Raw genomic sequence first — 17,266 nt, forward strand, 5'->3', positions numbered from 1 at the left:
GGCGGGCCCTCGGCTGCGTCCCGGTCCTGGTTATCCGTGACTTGGCACGCAGTTCGGCGGCTGCGCGGCGGGGGAGGCCGGTGGGCCCCGGATCCAGCTGGTTCCGGGGCCCAACCGGCGAGCGGATGAGGGTGGACTACAGGCGCATGAGCAGCGGCAGCAGGGCCGCTATCAGGCTGCAGGCGGCCATCAGGATCTGCAGGCTCCGGCCCGGACCGTACGAGATCCGCGTGAGCGGCCCGGTGTGGCTGTGGCTGTCGATTGACTTGGCGGTCGCGGTGGTTCGCATGTGCCGTACTTCGGCGATCTCGAGCCGGGCCCGGTGGTACATCCAGACGTCGATCTGGTCCTGTGGCACGCCGCAGGCGCCGACGATGGCGGCGAGGACCTTGACCGGCGGGAGCTGGTCCTCGTTGAGGATCTTGTGCAGGGAGCTGCGGGAGATGGCGAGGTCGTAGCGCCGCACCCGCTGTTCCATCTCCCGCAGGCCGACCTCGCTCTGCAGCCACACTCCACCAGCTGCACGGCGATGTCGGCGGCGGTGACGCCGACCGTGACGGCCTCGGCCGCCTCGCCGAACACGAAGTAGAACCACCTGCCGGCCGCCACACCCAGCATCAAGGCCAGCGGCACCAGCACCAGACGCCAGCCCTCGGGGCCTGCCGGCAGGCACAGACTTCCCCGACGGGGACCCGCTTCCCCTCACGGTGATTGATCCCCTGTATGGGTGAGCGCAGGTCGGCGGGCTTCACGGCATGGGCCCGTCTCGTGCAGGCCGCCCTGGTCCGGATCCGTGACGCGGTCGTCGTGAACTCCCTTGCGGTTTCGGGCAATCTGCAGCCGGGTCGGCCGGGTGGTCCTTGCCTTTCTGAGGGGGCTTTTGAGGCGGGAGTGTCCTGGCTGGACGGCTGTGAACGCCCTTGCCCCTGAGTGGGAACGTGTGATCGATTGCGTGGCTGGTTCTGCGGGGATCCGCGGCGTGGGCTCGTTCAACTCGAGGGCAGTTGTGACTACTTGTGGGTAGGTTGTGACGCCTCGCATGGGGAGTGCGGGGTTGATGAGTTCTGGTGTGGCTCGTCAGGGGGACTTTAGGGGGCGCGGTGCGTATGCGCGGCGAACGGTTCGGGGTACGGCTTCCTTTCCGCAGACGGCTGTTGACCGTGGGCGCGTTGGTGCTGGCGTTGGCGGCCGGCACGGTCTCGGCGCAGGCCGAGTCACCCGGCCCGGTTCCCTCCGGTAGTACGTCGCCGGGTCCTTCGGTCTCGCCGGCAGATTCGGGGGGGGCCGAAGCCGGGTAATTCTGGGCCGCCTTCGGTGACGCGGACGGGTAAGCCGAAGGCGTCGACAGCAGCGGCGGGGCCGACGACGGACCATGCGTTGTACGCCTACGACGCGGCCGGCCGTCTGGTCGGTGTGACGGATCCGGCTGGTGAGACTGCTCGCTATCGCTACGACGCGGCGGGCAACCGGCTTGGCATCGACCGGTTCGCCTCCAGTCAGCTCACGGTGCTGTCCCTGGTGCCGGTACGCGCCCCGGTCGGCGCGACGGTGACCCTGTCGGGCACGGGGTTCGCCACCGCGGCGCCCTCCAACGCGGTCTCTTTCGGCGGCGCGTCGGCCGAGGTGGTGTCGGCGTCGGCGAGCCGTCTGGTGGTGAAGGTCCCCGTCGGTGCCGCGGGTGGCAGCGTCTCGGTGAGCGTCGGCGGTAAGACTGTGCAGTCGCCCGAGACGTTCACCGTCGCACCGCCCGGCCCGGCCATCACGAAGATCGAGCCGGTTTCCGGCGCGCCGGGCACCCAGGTGGTGGTCTCCGGCTCCGGGTTTGCGGCGGCGGCCACTGACAACGTGGTGCGGTTCAACGGCGGTGCGGTGGCTGGGCTGGTGAGCGTCACGGCCACGTCGGTGACGGTTACGGTGCCGCAGGGTGCGACGACCGGCCGGCTGCAGGTGGAGACCCCGGACGGGCAGACGACGGCGGCGTCCGACTTCACGGTGCCGCTCAGCGGCGGCGAGGACAAGTTCGAGACGACGGTGCGTACGTCGGTGACGGACAACGCCCCGCCGTCGGTGCCGGTGACCCGCACGGGCAAGCAGGCACGCGTGCTGTTTGACGCCGAGCAGGGCGACGACATCGGCTTCGGATTCAGCGCGTCGACGTTCACCGCCGGTCTGCGGTTGAAGCTGGTCGACCCGCTGGGGCGGGAGATGCCCGGCTCCACGTCGGTCAGCTCCAACGGCGGGGACTGGGAGGTCCAGAGTCTGCCGCTGTCCGGGACGTACTCCCTCGTGCTGGACCCGGGCTCGGGCAACACCGGTGCCGTGACCGTGACGGTCTCGTACCCGGTGGGAGGGACCCTCGACTACACCGGCCCGGCCGCCGACATGTCGCTCTCGCGGCCGGGCCAGGACGGGAAGCTGGCCTTTTCCGGCGTACTGGGGCAGTCCCTGAGCCTGGGCATCAATGGTGCCGGCATGACGAAGGCCCTGTACGCACGGCTGCTGGGGCCCGACGGCAAGGAGGTTGCGTACGACTACGTCTCCGCCAAGTCCACAGGCAGCCTGGACCTGGACACGCTGGCGCAGTCCGGCCGCTACACGCTGATCATTGACCCCGACGCTGCCGGCACCGGCACGGTGACGCTCACTGCGTCGCACTATGCGGATGCCGGTGCCCTCGATCCGGCCGGCCCGGCGGTGGAACTCTCCCTCGCCCGCGCGGGACAGAACGGAATCGCCCGGTTTTCTGCCGAGGCGGGCCAGCGCGTGTCGATCGGGGCGACGGCAACAGGGTTCGCCACCTCCACACAGGTTGACGTGCGCCGGCCGAACGGGACGCGCCTGGACAGCTTCTCGGTCTCTACGGGCTCTCCCGAGGACTGGGACAGCACGGCGCTGCCCGAGTCGGGCACGTACACGCTTGCCGTGCAGCCGGGCGGCGATCTGGACACCGGCAAACTGACGCTGACGCTGTCCCGGCCAGTGGACCTGGCACAGCTGGCCACCACGGGCGACCCGGTCCAGGCAGACATCGGCCGCTTTGCGCAGAACGCCGAATCCCTGTTCCAGGCGGAGGCCGGCGCCGATCTGTCGCTGGGCATCACCGGCAACACGTTCACCACGTATCTCCATGTCAGTGTGATCGCACCGTCCGGTGCGAAAACCGTCGACGCGGCATACGTGTCGGCCCAGTTCTCGTATAGCTGCCGCTGCCCGACAGGTAACGCAAAGTAGCCACCGTCACGTTTCGTGTCCGGCATCCGTCGTGCAGCCGCCGACGTCGAGATCGATCTTCCATCCGGGCTGCCGCTTCGCCATCTTCGATCTGACGTATCGTCAGCACTCTGTCGTGGTAAATACCGGATTTACCGCGGCGGAGCCCCTACCGTGATCATCATGACCTGCGGCGGGGCATTTCGGCCGCCGGGGTGAGGTGTACGCATTTACTGTGGCAGTGCCGGAAGGGCGGGGCGGGCGTGTCAGTCGAACCAGTGAACGAACTCAAGGGCGGGGGTGCGCTCAGGTTGCCGCACGCCCGCGTCATGCCCATGTCCGCCCCGCCGGCCACGTACGCGACGGCGGTAGAGCGGTACCTCACCGGCGCCGGCATCGCGAAGTCCTCCGCGCGGATCTACCGGATCTCACTGACGACGTGGGGATGGATGTTCGCCGGCGAACGCGCACCGACCGGACCGGCCCGCCGCGGCGCGACACCGCCCCTCTTCGCCGTAGCCGCGATGGACGATCCCATGCTGCCGGAGGTGCTGGCCGAGCTCGCCGCCACGCGGGCGGACGCGATGGACGCCGACACCGTCAACCGGGAGCTGTCCATCGCACGCAAGGCGATCGGCTGGTGGCAGCGCCAGGGCTGGATCGAATGCGATCCGACGGTCGGCATCGAGCGGCGGCCCGCCCCGCCCGACCGCACCAAGGCCCTCGCCGAAAACCAGATCGCCGCCCTGTGGCGGCTGGACGTCGCGCTGCGGGAGAAGACGTGCTGGAAGATGCTCTACGAGTCGGCGGCGCGGGCCGATGAGGTGCTGTGCCTGAACGTGGAGGACCTGTACCCGGGCGACAAGCGGGGCCGGACCCTGGCCAAGGGCGGTGCGACGGAGTGGATTCACTGGCAGTCCGGGACCGCCCAGCTGCTGCCGCGCCTGATCGCGGGCCGCGCCCGTGGTCCGCTGTTTCTCACCGGCCGCAAGGCTCCGGCCGGGACGCCGACGCTGGACGTGTGCCCAGAGACCGGGCGAGCGAGGCTGTCGTACCGCCGGGCTGAGGAGATCTTCGAGGAGAACACCCGGCTGCTGGCCAACCCTCTTGCCTCACCCGAGGACATCGAGGACCTGGACGGCTTCACGCTGCACCGGCTCCGCCACAGTGCCCTGATCCACGATGCCGAGGGCGGCACGTCTACGCCGATGCTGCTGGCCCGCTCCCGCCACGCCTCGGTCCGCTCCCTGGAGCGGTATGCACGCCCCGGCGTCGACGCGGTCGCCGCCCATCTCGCTTCCCGCGATCCGGCCGCACGACGCGCACACCGCTGACCGGCTACCGGCCAGGCTTCACATGCTGTTGCCTATTTCCGACGTATTCCGGTTGCCCTCCCTCCACGGCCGCACGACAGAGAAGCGACCTCAGGAACGATCATCGCGGACCCGCCCCACCCCACGCAGCAAATTGCGCAGCAGAGTCTCCACCGACTCTGCTGCGCAATTCCTCGGAGCCGCTGGACTGCACTCCGCGACCTGCGGCGACGCGGCCGTGCTCGGCGCTCCGGGCGGCTGTTCCTGCGGGTCCAGCGAGTTGCGCAGCAGAGTCTCCACCTTGACCAAAGAGATAGGGGCACCCCCCGGGGCGACGGATCTGGTCCGCGGTCAGGCGGCGACCGCCTGTTCATCAGCCTCCCGTGAGCGCAGCAGGGCTACCGCGCGTACGTAGAACAGCGCGCACGCCCACATCGCCGCTGCGACCGCGAACCAACCGATCGCCTCCGGACGGAGCACGATCGCCAGGAGTAGGGCCGGACCGATGGCTTCGCCCACAGCGCAGGCGAAGGTGAACAGCGACGAGGCGCGGGTCAGGTGGCTCGCCATGTCGGGAGCGAACAGCAGTTCCGTGGTGGCTGCGGAGAACAGCACCTCTGCCAGGGAGACTAAGATGATGGCGAGCCCGACGACCACGAGGGAGAGCGGTCCCGATACCAGGGCGCTCGCCCCGGCAGTCGCCAGGCCGCCGCCCAGCATCACGCCCGCCAAAACCATCACCGCTTCCGGCCGGCAGCGTCGGTCGACGTAGCGGCTGACCGGGACCTGTAGCGCGATCACGATGACGGCGTTCGTGGCCACCAGGATGCCGACCGGCCATGCGTCATGGGGATAGACGTACCCGGAGACCCACAGCGGAACGGCATAGGTCAGTACCGGTGTCATCACAGAGAAGATGGCACTGATCGCCAGAAAGACGGTCAGGCGCGGCCGGGCCAGCAGCCGCCACACGGAGACGGTGGGCTGTGCGATCTGCGCCTGACCCGTTGAGGAGTGCTCGGGTGGCGGTAGACTCGTCGCCACGAGCCCGGAGCACGCGAGACACGACACCGCGTTGAGGGCCATACACACGGCTGCCCCACGCGGGACGTCCCAGGCCAGAGCGGCGGCCGCGACGCTGCTGCCGAGCACGATGCCCGTGTTGGCCAGGCTTCGCAGCTTGGCCCGGTAGACCTTGGTCTCCGTGCGAGCAATATCCCGGATGATGAGGTTGCGTGCCGTCCCGCCGACTGCGGAGAACAGCCCGTAGACGATCAGGCATCCGGTCATCAACACCGGCGACGAAGCCACCAGAAGTGCTGCTGCGGCGAGCCCGCTCACGACCTTGCTGGAGACGTACGCCGTCCTGCCGCCGAGCCGGTCGATCGCCGAAGCAAAGGGCAGGGCGCCGAACTTGCCGCCCAGCGTGCTGACGAGAATGCAGGCCGCGGCGACCGCTGCGGAGACGCTCCGTGTCTGCACCAGGAAAACCGTCAGGCCAGCGACGTAGGCGCCGCTTCCCACCATGTTTACCAGCGTCGCCCAGCCGAGGGCCCGCCTCGGGGGAAACCGGCCCGGCATCAGCGTGCACCGCCGCTGAACAGCCCGGTGTCCTCCAGGAACCGGGCGAACTCGTCCACGATACGACAGGATGCCGTTCGCATGGCAGATCGGGTCATGCCCGCGACGTGCGGAGAGAGCGTGCAGTGGGGGTTCTTCGCGAGAACCGAGGAGAAGCCCGCTCCCTCCGCCTCGAAGACGTCCACCGCCGCTCGCCGGGGCCCGGAGGCGGGGTCGCGCAGTGCTTGGTCGAGGGTCTCCTCCGGCACCACGCTCGCCCGAGCCGTGTTGATCAGGACCGAGTCGGGTCGCATCAACCGCAGTTCCCGTGCCGCGATGAGGCCTTCGGTCTGTGCGGTGGCCGGCACATGGACCGACACCACGTCACAGCCTGCCAGCAGCTCGGCGAGGGACTGCACCCGGTGGCCGGGCCATCCGTCCGCACGATGCTGGGTGAACCGCGGCGACCCGCAGACCCACACTTCCGCGCCGAACGCCCGTACCAATTCGGCCACGTGCCGGGCGATGGTTCCGGACCCCACAAGGCCCACGCGCGCACCCGCGAGGCTGCCCGCCGGCAGTTCCTGGACCGCCGTGCTCCACGAGCCGTCGCGCAGGGCGCCGGACCGCTGGGACACGCCGCGCAGGGCGTCGAGCATGAGCGCCACCGTGTGCTCGGCCACCGCCGCCGCGTTGGCTCCCGGTGTGGTCCGGATGGCGACGCCCAGCTCCTCGGCCGCCGCCTTGTCGAAGGTGTCCGATCCGGCGGCGGCCCGCCCGACCAAGGCCAGGCGGTGGCGCAGCCCGTCCCGCGTCGCCCGTTCTAGCACCGCCCGGGTGAGCGGAATACCGGCCCGGCATTTCAGGGCGTGGTAGCCGCGTCCCTCGTCCTCTAGCCGCCGACCGAGCTCCTCCTCGGAGAACCCATCGAAGTTCGCCGTCTCCCAGTCGGCTTCGATCCTGGCCCGGAGCCCGGCGTCCGTGACGCGCCGGAGGTTGACCGTCGGCGTCAGACCGAGGCTGACGAGGGCGGCCAGCTCGGTCAGCGCCTGGTCGCCGAGCGCCGGATCGACGACCAGGACCCGGCCGGGCGTGCGGCGGGCGTTTGTTGCCGCGCTCACGTGGTTCTCCCGTGTCCGCCGTGGTCCGGACCGCCGGTGAAGGGCCGGTACCGCAGGTCGTCCCGCCCGAGTACCTCGCTCTGGAAGTCCCGCATGGCGCGGGGCGACCTGCTAGGGCTCACCACGGAACCTGTCACAAAGGCGATCTCCACCCGGTCGAGGCGGCGGTCGAGCTCCGCCGCGGTGGGGGCGCTCACGAGCATCGCGGCCGCCGGCTGGTAGAGCGAGCTGGACGGCCCGGCGTAGGTGGCGCCGAGGTAGGTGTAATAACGGACGTACTCCACCCCGTCGAGGGCGGCCAGTTCCTCCGCCCTCGGCAGGTCGAGGACCACGCCGGGAGGGAGCTTGGGATGGACCGAGCCCACCTCGCAGGCTGGTTCGGACGGGGCGGCTTTCGGCTCCGAGCCCAGGCAGAGGTCCACGGAGGCCTCCGCCAGTGAGACGGACCGGGAGACCCGTACTTCTTCTTCGTTGAACGGGCCCCCGCGCCGAGCCGCGCATTCGCTGAAAACCAGCTGCCCGTCGGGGAGCCGGAAGAATTCCAGGTGGAAGACGCCGGAGCGCAGGCCGAGGGCGGCGAGCGCCTCGGCGGCCAGTCGGTCGGCTTCGGCGGTGAGCCCGGGGTGCGTGGCTTCGGTGCAGCGGTAGATCCGCAGGGCTGCCTCGGCCTCGACGGCTTCCAGGCAGGTTTGCGCGTAGCGCCCCACCGAGCTGAATCCGATCGTGCCGTCGTGCACCCAGCCGTCGAGACAGAACTCCTCGCCGGTGACGAACTGCTCGATCTGAAGGCCCTTGTGGGCTGTCCCGGCGGGGAAGAACGAGGCGACGGCCCTGTCGAAAGCCTCGGCGTCCGCCACGCGCACGGTGGCTTCGGTGCCCACGCCCGCGACCGGCTTGAGCACCAGGGGGTAGCCGAGTGCCTCAACGTCCCCCGGCGTCGGCGGAGCCCAGAACACCTGTGAGCGCGCCACCGGAACGCCCGCCTCGGCGAGCCGCTGCTTCTGCAGGTACTTGTCACGCATCAAAACAGCCACGTTCGTGCCCGGGCCGGGCACCCCGGCCGCCTGGGCCAGTCCTGCTGTCATCACCACGGCGAGCTCGTAGTTGGTGTAGATCCCGTCGAAGTCGCCCAAGGAGAGCCCGGCGTGGGCCAGCCCGCTGACGACCGACTGGGTGTCGGTCTGGTCCGAGACCGGGACCTGTCGCACCTCCTCGGGGAAGGTGAGCACTCCGTTGCGTACGGCGCCGGCGTTGCGGACAGCGACGACCTCCAGCCCTCGTGCGACACAGGCTTCCGCGAAAAACCTGTCCGAACCGATAAGCAACACCCGTGGCATGGCCCTACTTCCTCTCATGTGCGTACTCGATCGTCCTCAGCAGCGCCTCGCCGGCGGAGGACAGCGCCCCGGCCATCCAGGCAGTGAGCGGACTCAGCCAGTCCCCGGCGAACTGGACCCGGTCCAGGCCCGCTCGCAGTCGGTGGAATGCCGGGTCCTCGTAGCCGGGCCAGTTCACCCAGGCCCCGTGGACATGCGGGACCCTTGACCACGACACCGAGTGGACCGCCACCGGGGTCGAGGCGGCCTGTACCCCGGGGTGGAGCTCGGCGATCCGCTCCACGACGACGCGGTGCCGGGACTTCTCGTCCATGGCTTCCAACGCCGCGGCGTTGTCCTTGAGGCAGTAGGCCGTGAGCGTGCCGCCCCGGTCGTGCCAGGCCGTGCTCGGGTACCACAGCCGGTCGACCGGCGCGCCTGGGTACGACGTGCCGCCGTAGATGCCCAGTTCGTTCTCCCACCACCGGTCGGCGTAGGTGACGAACGCCTTGACAGCGGGCCGTGGCAGCGGCACCTGGAGCGCGGCGCCGATGTCGGCGGGGAAGTCCGTGTCCACATCGGCGAGCTGGTGGGGAGGCATGGCCAGGATGACGTGGTCGTAGGTCTCGTGCCGTGTGCCCAGCGGGGTAGTGAGGCCTAGCCGGACGCCCTCCTCCGACCTTGCGACTGAGGAGAGCCGGTGGCTCAGGTGCCGCTGGGAGGCGGGAAGGGACTCGGCGAGCCGGGAGATCAGGACATCACTGCCGCCGACGATGCGGAATAGGGTGGTCGACTTCAGCGCCGACAGATCAGCCAGCAGGGCTCGGGCCGTGGGAGTGTCCAGGAGGGTGGACGCCGTCGGCTGTTCTCCACTCTCGGCCGCGGGCGCCGTCGGGTCCCCGACGTCGCTCAGGGTCCGCAGGCCTCGCCGAGTGCGGTGCGGCGCCTGGTCCGCCGAGGCATCTGCCACGAGGTGGGGGAACGCCGCGTCGACATCCGGGCGCACGGCGGTGCGACGGATCTCCTGCCACCAGTCCCGCTGACGCAGGACGGAATCGGCGTCTCCCTCGCCCAAGCGCAGCAGAGCGTCGTCGTTGCGGGTGACCAGGGGGGCGACGGGTATGTCCAGCAGGCGCAGGTACTCCATGGTCACCATGTGCGGATGCACGCGGGTGGCCCCGGCTTCCACCAGCTGGCCCTCCGGGAGGCTAGCCGTACGGCTCGGGTCGTCGGGCATCGGGTCGCCGTCGCGGAGTGTCAGTACGCGCCCCCCGAAGCGTTCCGCAGCCTCGAAGAGGTCCGCGTGGACCCCCATCCCGGCCAGCACGTAGGCGGTGGTGAGACCGGCGATCCCGCCGCCGACGACCCCGATCCGTTTCCCCTTCAGGTGCTCAGCGCCAGGCGCCCCGGCCACGTCGCCGGGGAGGATCCAGTCGGTGCGGGAGGCCGGATCCACCTTCCCGATGGCTCTCTGGGCGGTCATCGTTCCACCGCCACGAGCGCCTGCGGGGCCCGGACCGCCGTGGCCTGCAGGAGCTTGCGATCCACCTTTCCGGCAGTGGTGAGTGGCAGTTCGTCCACTCGGTGCAATTGCTGGGGTACGGCGTACGACGGCAGGGTGCGGCGCAGGTGCTCACGCAGCTCCCGTACCGGAACTGTTCTGTGCGCGACGTACGAGGCGGCCAGCCGGACGGGCCCCTCGTCCGCACTCGGCAGGATGAACGCGGCGCATTGGCGTACCTCGGGGTGGCTCTCGACCGCGGATTCGATCTCTGTCAGCTCCAGCCGGTATCCGTTGATCTTCACCTGGTGGTCGATCCGCCCCGCCACATGGACACTTCCGTCGGGGGCGACCCAACCGAGGTCCCCCGTGCGGTAGGCGCGGCCGTGGCCAGGCATTTCGACGAACCGGCACTGATCGTCGGAGGGGCGCACGTACCCGGCCGCGAGCCCGCGCCCGGTGAGCATGAGCTCGGCCGGATGCCGGTCGTCGCCGCCCGGCGCGAACACTTCGGTGCCGCCGAAGGGCAGGCCGACCGAGTCGAGGGCGTTCGAGGTCAGAGTGTGGAAGGTGCACCAAATGGTGGCTTCCGTCGGGCCGTAGAAGTTGCGTACGCAACCGAACCGCTCGACCAGCCGTTCGGCGAGAGACGAGTCCAGGGCCTCACCTCCGCACCAGACCTCCAGATCTGCGGGGAGATCAAGGTTGAACGCCTCGATCAGCTTGAAGAAGCTCGGAGTGCCCTGCACGTGGGTGGCCCCGTGCCTGGTGATGAAGTCGGCGAAGCCCCGGGGGTCGCCCTTCAGCGGCGGCGGACAGAGCACCGTACCGCCGACCAGCAGTGGGAGCAGCAGCTCTATCAGCGAGATGTCGAAGGAGATGGAGGTGTTGAGGACGAACGTCGGGGGCGGGCCCTCGGCGAACAGCGGTGTCAGCGACGACAGCCGTTCCTCCAGCACCGCTTCTTCGACCATGACGCCCTTGGGCAGTCCCGTCGAGCCGGAGGTGAAGATGACGTAACCCAGTCCCGGCCGGGGAGCCGCCGCCTCTGTGCCGTACTCGGCGGCGACGTGCGGCTTCCCGTCGTCGCCCGCCTCCAGCAGGACTACGGCGTTGGTCTCGGACACGACGAGGTCGACGCGGTCGGGCGGCCATCGCTCGTCCACCGGCAGGTACACCCGGCCGGTGGCCAGGCACGCCAGGAGACAGACCAGGGTGGCGTAGCCTCGCTGGCCGGAGACAGCGACGACATGGTCGCGCGGCCAGCTCCTCGATCCGGCGGGACAGGGCGGCGACGTCCGAGATCAGTTCCTCGTAAGTGTGTTCGCCGTCGTTGCCAAGGTAAGCCAGTCGATCAGGCTCGGCGGCGGCTGGCTCTGCAATGCGGGTCCACAGGGTCATGCGAGGGTTCCGTCGCTGAAGCGGGCGGACGAGATGACGTGTGCGTGGGATCGGTCGATCGCTGTCCGGAGCGCCGGGGTGTCTGGCGCGGCCACGAGGAGTTCGCACAGGGCGTTCAGGGTCCCGTTACGGGGATCGAACCGGGTCCCGGCGCGACGCCGTCGGGCCACGGTGACACCCGGGTGCTCGCGCAGAAGCCTGCGGTAGTCCGGAGGCGAGTCGACCGTCAGGGCGCCTTCCGGCGGGTGGATGAGGATGTAACTCGTGTGGCTCCGTGGTTCGGGCAGGTGCGGCTTATTCCCCGTGACGGCATCGAGCACCGCGCCGATGAGGTCTCCGTCCTCCGCGGCGGCCTTCAGCATGACGTGCAGATGACCGCCGAGCCGGGGGTTGACCTCGATCAGCTGGAAGCCCTGCGGCGTGTGCACAAATTCGATGTGAAAGGCGGGCCACATGCCCTCCCACAGGGCGGCGATGTCAGCAGACCAGCTCTCCAGGTCGGCTCGCTGCTCCGGGCTGATCCGGGACGGTATCAGGGACCCGGTCTCGCCGTAGTTGGCCGCCTGGCGCCGGCGATCTGCGGCGAGGAACACGGTCCCCCGGCTGCCGTGGATGACGTCGACGGCGAGATAGGCGGCGTACCAGTCGGGCTGTTCACCGAAGGGCAGGTGCTCGTGAAACTCCTCGGCGTAGAACTCGCCCGACGTCAGGTCCAGTTCGCGGTCGGCTGCGGCCTCCTTCCAGGACGGCAGGTCGCGGACGACCATAACGTCTCGGCTGGAGACGCCCCGGCGTGGTTTGACGACCAAGACATCGACTTCCTGGAGGGCCGCGGCGACATCGTCGTCCGAGGTGAGCTCCCAGGTCCGGGTGTGTGACAGTCCGTGCTCGTTGAGCAGCACGCGCATGTCGTACTTGTCCTGAGGTTTCGGGGCGCCGGCGTTCCGCAGCCGGACAGTCGCCGCCATACATTCGTAGGCGTACAACTCGTCGAAGGTGAGGATGGTGCCGAGCCCGAGCCGACGGCCGGTGGCCACCAGGTCGTCGTCAGTCTCCTCCCAGCGGACGCCCACCGAGGCGGCCAGGGCGGTGATCTCGGGCGCCGAGACGGCAACGGCGTCGGGTACGAGGACGGTCAGCTTCCGGTCCCGGGCCTGAGCGAACAGGTCGGCGAAGGGGACCGACGGCGTGGTGCCCACCAGGATCGCGATGCACGGGTCGGTCGGGGAGTCTGTCCCGGTCACAGTGCCACCCCCGCTCGGAGGGAGTTGATGACAGCGGCGGCGAGGGCTGAGTCGGGGCGGTACTTGATCCCGAGCCGGATACTGCCATCGACCCGGTCGGCGACACAGCGCAAATGGTACGGAGTGGTCGCGTCAGGTGAGGACTGAGGGCCGAAGTCCACGTCGACGGGCAGGCAGTCGCCTACCGGGGCGTACAGAGTGCTGCGCAGCGAGCCGCGGTAGTTGAGGTACAGCGCTGCAGGAGCAGTAAGCAGAGCCGTGGAGGAGTCCCCGGTCACGTACGCCGTGTTGTCCGTTTCGAACGACTCCAGCGCCCGGGCGGCGTCGGGCACCGTCCAGTCGGCGCCCGAGGGCAGTTCCACCCGCCTGAGCTGCGAGAACCAACCCACGGTGGTGGCCAGGGAGGGCCAGCCTCGGATCGGATCCCGGCCATGCCAGGTCATGTCCAGGCTGTGGGCGCGCGGATCGTCCATTTCTCGGACCGCGCGGCTCATCGCCGCGAGGAGGGCGGGAGCGATCTGCCGGGAGCTGAGGTCACCGGCCTGCACGTGGAGGGTGGTGTGCCGCAGCCCGCCCACGGGGAACGCCGTCTCCTCGCCGTATGAAGTCCGGGGCACGGAGCTCGGTCGCTCGTCCGTCTCTTCGGCGAGCCGGGCGAGCCACGATACGTAGTTGTCCTCGGCCGGGGCCGCGTCGGACGGGTCGTGCAGGGCGGCGACCAGATCGTGCTGAAGCACATCCGCGCTGTGGCCGTCGGCGCACAGGTGGTGGAAGAGCAGGGTCAGCGCGACGGGAGTGCTGTCGTCCTCCCAGACAAGTGCCGTAGACACCTCGCCTCGGGCGATGTTGAAGAGTGTTCCCAGGCCACGGACGGTGGCATCGACAGGGGCGTGGTCATCGTGCCCCTTTACCGGCACGGCGACGACGGGGATGGCGCGCCGGGCGGCAGGCCGCACGGACTGGGTCCATCTGCCGTCGGAGAATGAGAACGCGGCGGTGAGCGCGGGGTGGGCGACGGCCAGGGCCCGCACCGCGTGTTTCACCCGATCGCGGGTGGCGTGCTCGCAGAGCCGAACGGTGAGGTGGTCGTTGTGCCAGTCGCGGGTGTCGCCGTCAGCCATAACTGTGTACAACTGCATGGATGTCAGGGGCAGTTGCGAGAACGCGGATGTGTCGCAGCTACCGGAGCCCGCAGTCGTGGCCGCCTCTGGCTCGGCGGGCGATGACGTGCCGGCGAGCCGTACGAGCGACGCCAGGGTGGGGGCGCGGAAGAAGTCGGCGATGTCGGCGACGAGCCCCTCGCGTTCCAGTCGGCTGAGTAGTTGGACGGCGCCGAGGCTGTCTCCGCCGAAGTCGAACCAGTCGTCGTCGGGCTCAGGGTCGTCGTACTCCAGGGCGGCGAGCCAGTGCGCCACGACGATATCGCCGACGGTGTTGTCGACCTGCTGCACGCTCATGAGGCTTCCTTGGTCGATTGCTTCGTGCGGTAGTCCAGCAGGCGCCGTACCGCGGTGCCGTCCGTGCCGGGAGACAGCGGCGGGTATCGGCCTATGTCCGTGAGGGACAGGCTGATCCGGTCCAGCAGATACGGCAGTGCGTCGGCCAGGGCACGGGTGGTGGGCATGGAGACGTGCTGGACCCGGGCCAGCTCCAGGATCGTGAACAGCGCGGGTATGTCCTCCCGCAGCGTGCGCGACGTGCGGAGACTGTCGATGTCTGAGGGCGAGAGCGAGCGGTAGAGATCGCGTGTCGCGGCCATCGTGGCGTAGAAGGTGGGCCGGGGCCGGTGTCGGTACTGGCGGTGCAGGATCTGCGGGAAGGTCTCGCTCTCTACCCCGTACGCTGCCGCCAGTGCCACCCGTTCGGTGTCCATCGCGTTGAGCTGCTCGCCGAGCGTGGGGTCGATACCTTCGCTGTAGTGCAGGTACCTTTCGCCGCGTGCGGTGCGCACCACGTTGCCGGGGTCCAGGGCTACGGCGGTGTGGATGTAGTAGCCCAGCGGGTCGAAGATGAGCTCGGACGGAGTTCGCAGGGTGAACCTGCTCACCCACTCGGGATCGCCCAACGCGTTCGCGAGAACCTCCAGTGCGAGCTTCGGGTCTTGTTGCCCGTAATGAGCCGCTCCGATCTGGTCCTTGCGCTTGTACTCGATGACTCCGCCCCGGGCTCGGCACCCGTAGAGGGAGTCCTCCACCAGGAGCACTTCCCAGGCGGCCGCGCGCGGATCGGCCAGCCGCTCGGCCAGCCACAGAGCACCACCCTGCCCGCCACGGATCATCACGACCGTCACCGGGCGGTGGGCCAGCAGCCCCAGCAGCCGGGATATGACGGTGGATCGCACCTGGGGGATGTCCGGCACCGTGACGATCACGCAGTCGGCAACCGCCAGGGCGTCGGAGCCCGCCGGGCCGTCCTGGAGGAAGTCCGTACGCCTACTTGGGACGGTGTGGACCTCGCCCGTCAGGATGTCGCGCATGGTCAGCGGGTTCCCGGCCGCGTCCGGTACCCGTGAAGAGACAAGGTGCACGTCGGCGGCGGCGCGGGCCCGCTTGATGTCCGCGTACAGCGTGAGCCCGACGTGGCCACCGCCCACGATCACCGTGCGGTCACTCATCGCCCAGCCTGATCATCAGGGGCTCCCACACAGGGCGGGCGTCCGGGCGGGTGGCGTAGGCGCGGAAAATCAGGCGGTTGCTCCGTTCGGCCTGCATCCGCTCGCGTCCGTGCAAGTAGTGGTCGTTGGGTACGACGAGTGCCTCTCCCTTGCGGATGGCATGGCCGTGCTGGGCGCCGAGCTCGTCTGCCAGTGCGCCCAGTCGGCGGCGGGCCGCGTCGAAGCGTTCGAACTCGGCCTTGCTCAGCCCGGGATCGGTGTTGATCGAGTCGAAGTGGTAGAGCACGCGCCATTGGTCGCCGGTGCGGACGAGGAGCGGGAAGGTGAACCGGCGCGGCTCGGGCCAGGCCAGCTTCGTGCCCACCAGTGCGGTGTACCTGGACTGTTGCAGGCAGGCCAGGGTCTCGTCGTCGAGCTGCTCGACGATCGCGTCGGCCGGCGCCAGCAGCGTACGGGGGATGTCACCCGACGCCTCGTGCGTGACAAGCACGATGAATCCGGGCCGGGACCGGTCGGCGATGAAGGGAAAGTCGTTGTGCATGCCCAGCCGCTCCGGCTGGGCATTCTGCTCACGCGAGCGGGGGTTGGGCCGGATGTCGGTGAGCACTGATGCGTTGAAGTCTGCGTATGCGGTCAGCCGACCGGCGCAGTCAGGAGCAGCGTCAGGATCTTCGTCTGCGCCACGTCGTCGAGGGCGGGCAGCCCGCGCAGCAGGACCGCCTCCCACGGAGCCTCCTCCATGGCCTCGGCGAGGGCGGGCACGACGTCCCTGCCCTTGCCGAGCACGTGCTCCGCGAAGCGCATGTCGGACTGCGACGGGGTGTCGGAGAGGACCGAGTTCACGAAGTTCTCGATCTTCGTTGAAACACTGCGGTCGATGTCGAGCGCACGCAAGGGTGATCCTCCTGGCGATTGGCAGGGTTGGCGGAGAGGCATGGCGCTCCCGAACGATGGAGCAGGGGTGGGTTCCGGCTCAACCGGGGCCGGAACAGTGAGCCTTTTCCAACCTCAGGTTGAGGCGTGGTGAAGGACGAGAACGGCCTTGACGATGTTGGTGATGCGGTTGGTGCTGCAGCGGAGCTTTCGCAGGAGGCGCCAGCCCTTGAGGGTGGCCATGGCTTGCTCGCCCAGGCAGCGGATCTTGGCGTGGCTGCTGTTGTGACGGCGTTTCCATGTTGCGCAGGACTGTCCAACTCGCGGTCAGCACCATCAGGATGAAAGAGGCTCAGTGGACCAGGGTTTGGCGAACCCAACACGACGAATGTATAGCACACGCTGAAGAGTCTTCAGTGATAACAAAGAATGTTCGGCACTACCGAACAGTAACACCCATTGGGGCGGGAGTTCCCGGCAGAAGGAACCACTCCGCGTGCCAGTGACGCACCGTCAGAATCACATGGCCGACCGTGCTTCGGGCTCGCAGGGCTCGCCCCGCCGGGCCAGTATTGGAACGCCATCACCTGAAACGCCCTCCTCTCACATGCGCATCAGAGGAAAGGGTGTTGACGACATGGAGCCTCTTTCATCCTGATGGTGCTGACCGCGAGTTGGACAGTCCTGCGCAACGACGAAGCTCCTGGTAGACGGGTTCTCGACCAAGATCACCCGTGTCCGCCAGGAGCTTCGCGTGCTTGTATACCCGTCGTCGATTGATCTGTCCAGCCGCACCCTGCGGTTCCTGACCGGACAACTGACAGTCAGGCGGAAGAAGATCGGGACGCGGTGGCGGCGACTACCGGTCGGCCAGCAGGCCCTCCTGGCCCTGGCCCACCTGCGGTGCGGTGACACCTACGCCCAGCTCGCCGCGGGGTTCGGCATCGGAATCGCGACCGTGTTTCGCTACATACGCGAAGCCGTCGAGGTCCTGTCCGCCCTCGCACCGACACTCGCCGAGGCGATGAAAACGATCCGTACGAAGGCGTTCGTCATCCTTGACGGCACCCTGCTCCCGATCGACCGCATCGCAGCCGACACCCCGTCACACAG

13 protein-coding genes and 3 pseudogenes are annotated in these 17,266 nt (G+C 69.0%); 3 read left to right on the top strand and 13 right to left on the bottom strand.

Annotation, left to right across the window (positions count from 1 at the left end; translation table 11 throughout):
* Positions 1–136: 136 nt before the first annotated feature.
* Positions 137–511: a hypothetical protein gene (locus OG735_RS40670; RefSeq protein ID WP_327328139.1), complete on the bottom strand. Its 375-nt coding sequence runs from the start codon at positions 509–511 to the stop codon at positions 137–139.
* Between the two features lie 803 nt (positions 512–1,314).
* Here OG735_RS40670 and OG735_RS40675 point away from each other — a divergent pair.
* Positions 1,315–3,231, top strand: a complete 1,917-nt coding sequence (locus tag OG735_RS40675; RefSeq protein WP_327328140.1) for an IPT/TIG domain-containing protein — start codon at positions 1,315–1,317, stop codon at positions 3,229–3,231.
* Between the two features lie 242 nt (positions 3,232–3,473).
* Complete coding sequence (locus tag OG735_RS40680; protein WP_327328141.1) at positions 3,474–4,544, top strand: tyrosine-type recombinase/integrase; 1,071 nt, start codon at positions 3,474–3,476, stop codon at positions 4,542–4,544.
* 330 nt (positions 4,545–4,874) lie between these two features.
* On the opposite strand, the gene OG735_RS40685 is transcribed toward OG735_RS40680, so the two are convergent.
* The 12 genes and pseudogenes from OG735_RS40685 to OG735_RS40740 all read right to left on the bottom strand — a co-directional run.
* Positions 4,875–6,104 (bottom strand): MFS transporter, encoded by a 1,230-nt coding sequence (locus OG735_RS40685; RefSeq protein ID WP_327328142.1) that lies wholly within the window; start codon positions 6,102–6,104, stop codon positions 4,875–4,877.
* Positions 6,104–7,204, bottom strand: coding sequence for an NAD(P)-dependent oxidoreductase (locus OG735_RS40690; protein ID WP_327328143.1), 1,101 nt, complete (start codon positions 7,202–7,204; stop codon positions 6,104–6,106). The genes OG735_RS40685 and OG735_RS40690 overlap by 1 nt, the downstream gene beginning before the upstream one ends.
* Positions 7,201–8,541 carry an ATP-grasp domain-containing protein gene (locus tag OG735_RS40695; RefSeq protein WP_327328144.1) on the bottom strand — a complete coding sequence of 447 codons (1,341 nt, stop codon included), beginning with the start codon at positions 8,539–8,541 and terminating at the stop codon, positions 7,201–7,203. Before OG735_RS40695 ends, OG735_RS40690 begins: the two co-directional genes overlap by 4 nt.
* Positions 8,542–8,545: 4 nt before the next feature.
* A complete protein-coding gene (locus tag OG735_RS40700) occupies positions 8,546–10,003 on the bottom strand; it encodes a flavin monoamine oxidase family protein (RefSeq protein WP_327328145.1) in 1,458 nt (485 codons plus the stop codon).
* Positions 10,000–10,488: an AMP-binding enzyme gene (locus OG735_RS40705; protein WP_327328631.1), complete on the bottom strand. Its 489-nt coding sequence runs from the start codon at positions 10,486–10,488 to the stop codon at positions 10,000–10,002. The genes OG735_RS40700 and OG735_RS40705 overlap by 4 nt, the downstream gene beginning before the upstream one ends.
* A pseudogene (locus tag OG735_RS40710) lies at positions 10,468–11,265 on the bottom strand (AMP-binding protein); the annotation flags it as partial. The gene OG735_RS40705 and the pseudogene OG735_RS40710, both read right to left, overlap by 21 nt.
* Positions 11,266–11,418: 153 nt before the next feature.
* Positions 11,419–12,666 (bottom strand): ATP-grasp domain-containing protein, encoded by a 1,248-nt coding sequence (locus OG735_RS40715; protein ID WP_327328146.1) that lies wholly within the window; start codon positions 12,664–12,666, stop codon positions 11,419–11,421.
* Positions 12,663–14,123 carry a phosphopantetheine-binding protein gene (locus tag OG735_RS40720; protein ID WP_327328147.1) on the bottom strand — a complete coding sequence of 487 codons (1,461 nt, stop codon included), beginning with the start codon at positions 14,121–14,123 and terminating at the stop codon, positions 12,663–12,665. The genes OG735_RS40715 and OG735_RS40720 overlap by 4 nt, the downstream gene beginning before the upstream one ends.
* Positions 14,120–15,280: an NAD/NADP octopine/nopaline dehydrogenase family protein gene (locus OG735_RS40725; protein WP_327328149.1), complete on the bottom strand. Its 1,161-nt coding sequence runs from the start codon at positions 15,278–15,280 to the stop codon at positions 14,120–14,122. Before OG735_RS40725 ends, OG735_RS40720 begins: the two co-directional genes overlap by 4 nt.
* Positions 15,273–15,887: a TauD/TfdA family dioxygenase gene (locus OG735_RS40730; protein ID WP_327328150.1), complete on the bottom strand. Its 615-nt coding sequence runs from the start codon at positions 15,885–15,887 to the stop codon at positions 15,273–15,275. The genes OG735_RS40725 and OG735_RS40730 overlap by 8 nt, the downstream gene beginning before the upstream one ends.
* A 26-nt stretch (positions 15,888–15,913) precedes the next feature.
* Entirely contained in the window at positions 15,914–16,174 is a 261-nt protein-coding gene (locus OG735_RS40735; protein ID WP_327328151.1) for a hypothetical protein, read from the bottom strand.
* 114 nt (positions 16,175–16,288) lie between these two features.
* A pseudogene (locus OG735_RS40740) lies at positions 16,289–16,438 on the bottom strand (transposase family protein); the annotation flags it as partial.
* A gap of 469 nt (positions 16,439–16,907) precedes the next feature.
* Here OG735_RS40740 and OG735_RS40745 point away from each other — a divergent pair.
* Positions 16,908–17,258, top strand: a pseudogene (locus OG735_RS40745) (helix-turn-helix domain-containing protein); the annotation flags it as partial.
* Positions 17,259–17,266: the final 8 nt, after the last annotated feature.

Source organism: Streptomyces sp. NBC_01210 (genome assembly GCF_036010325.1).
Classification (GTDB): Bacteria; Actinomycetota; Actinomycetes; order Streptomycetales; family Streptomycetaceae; genus Streptomyces.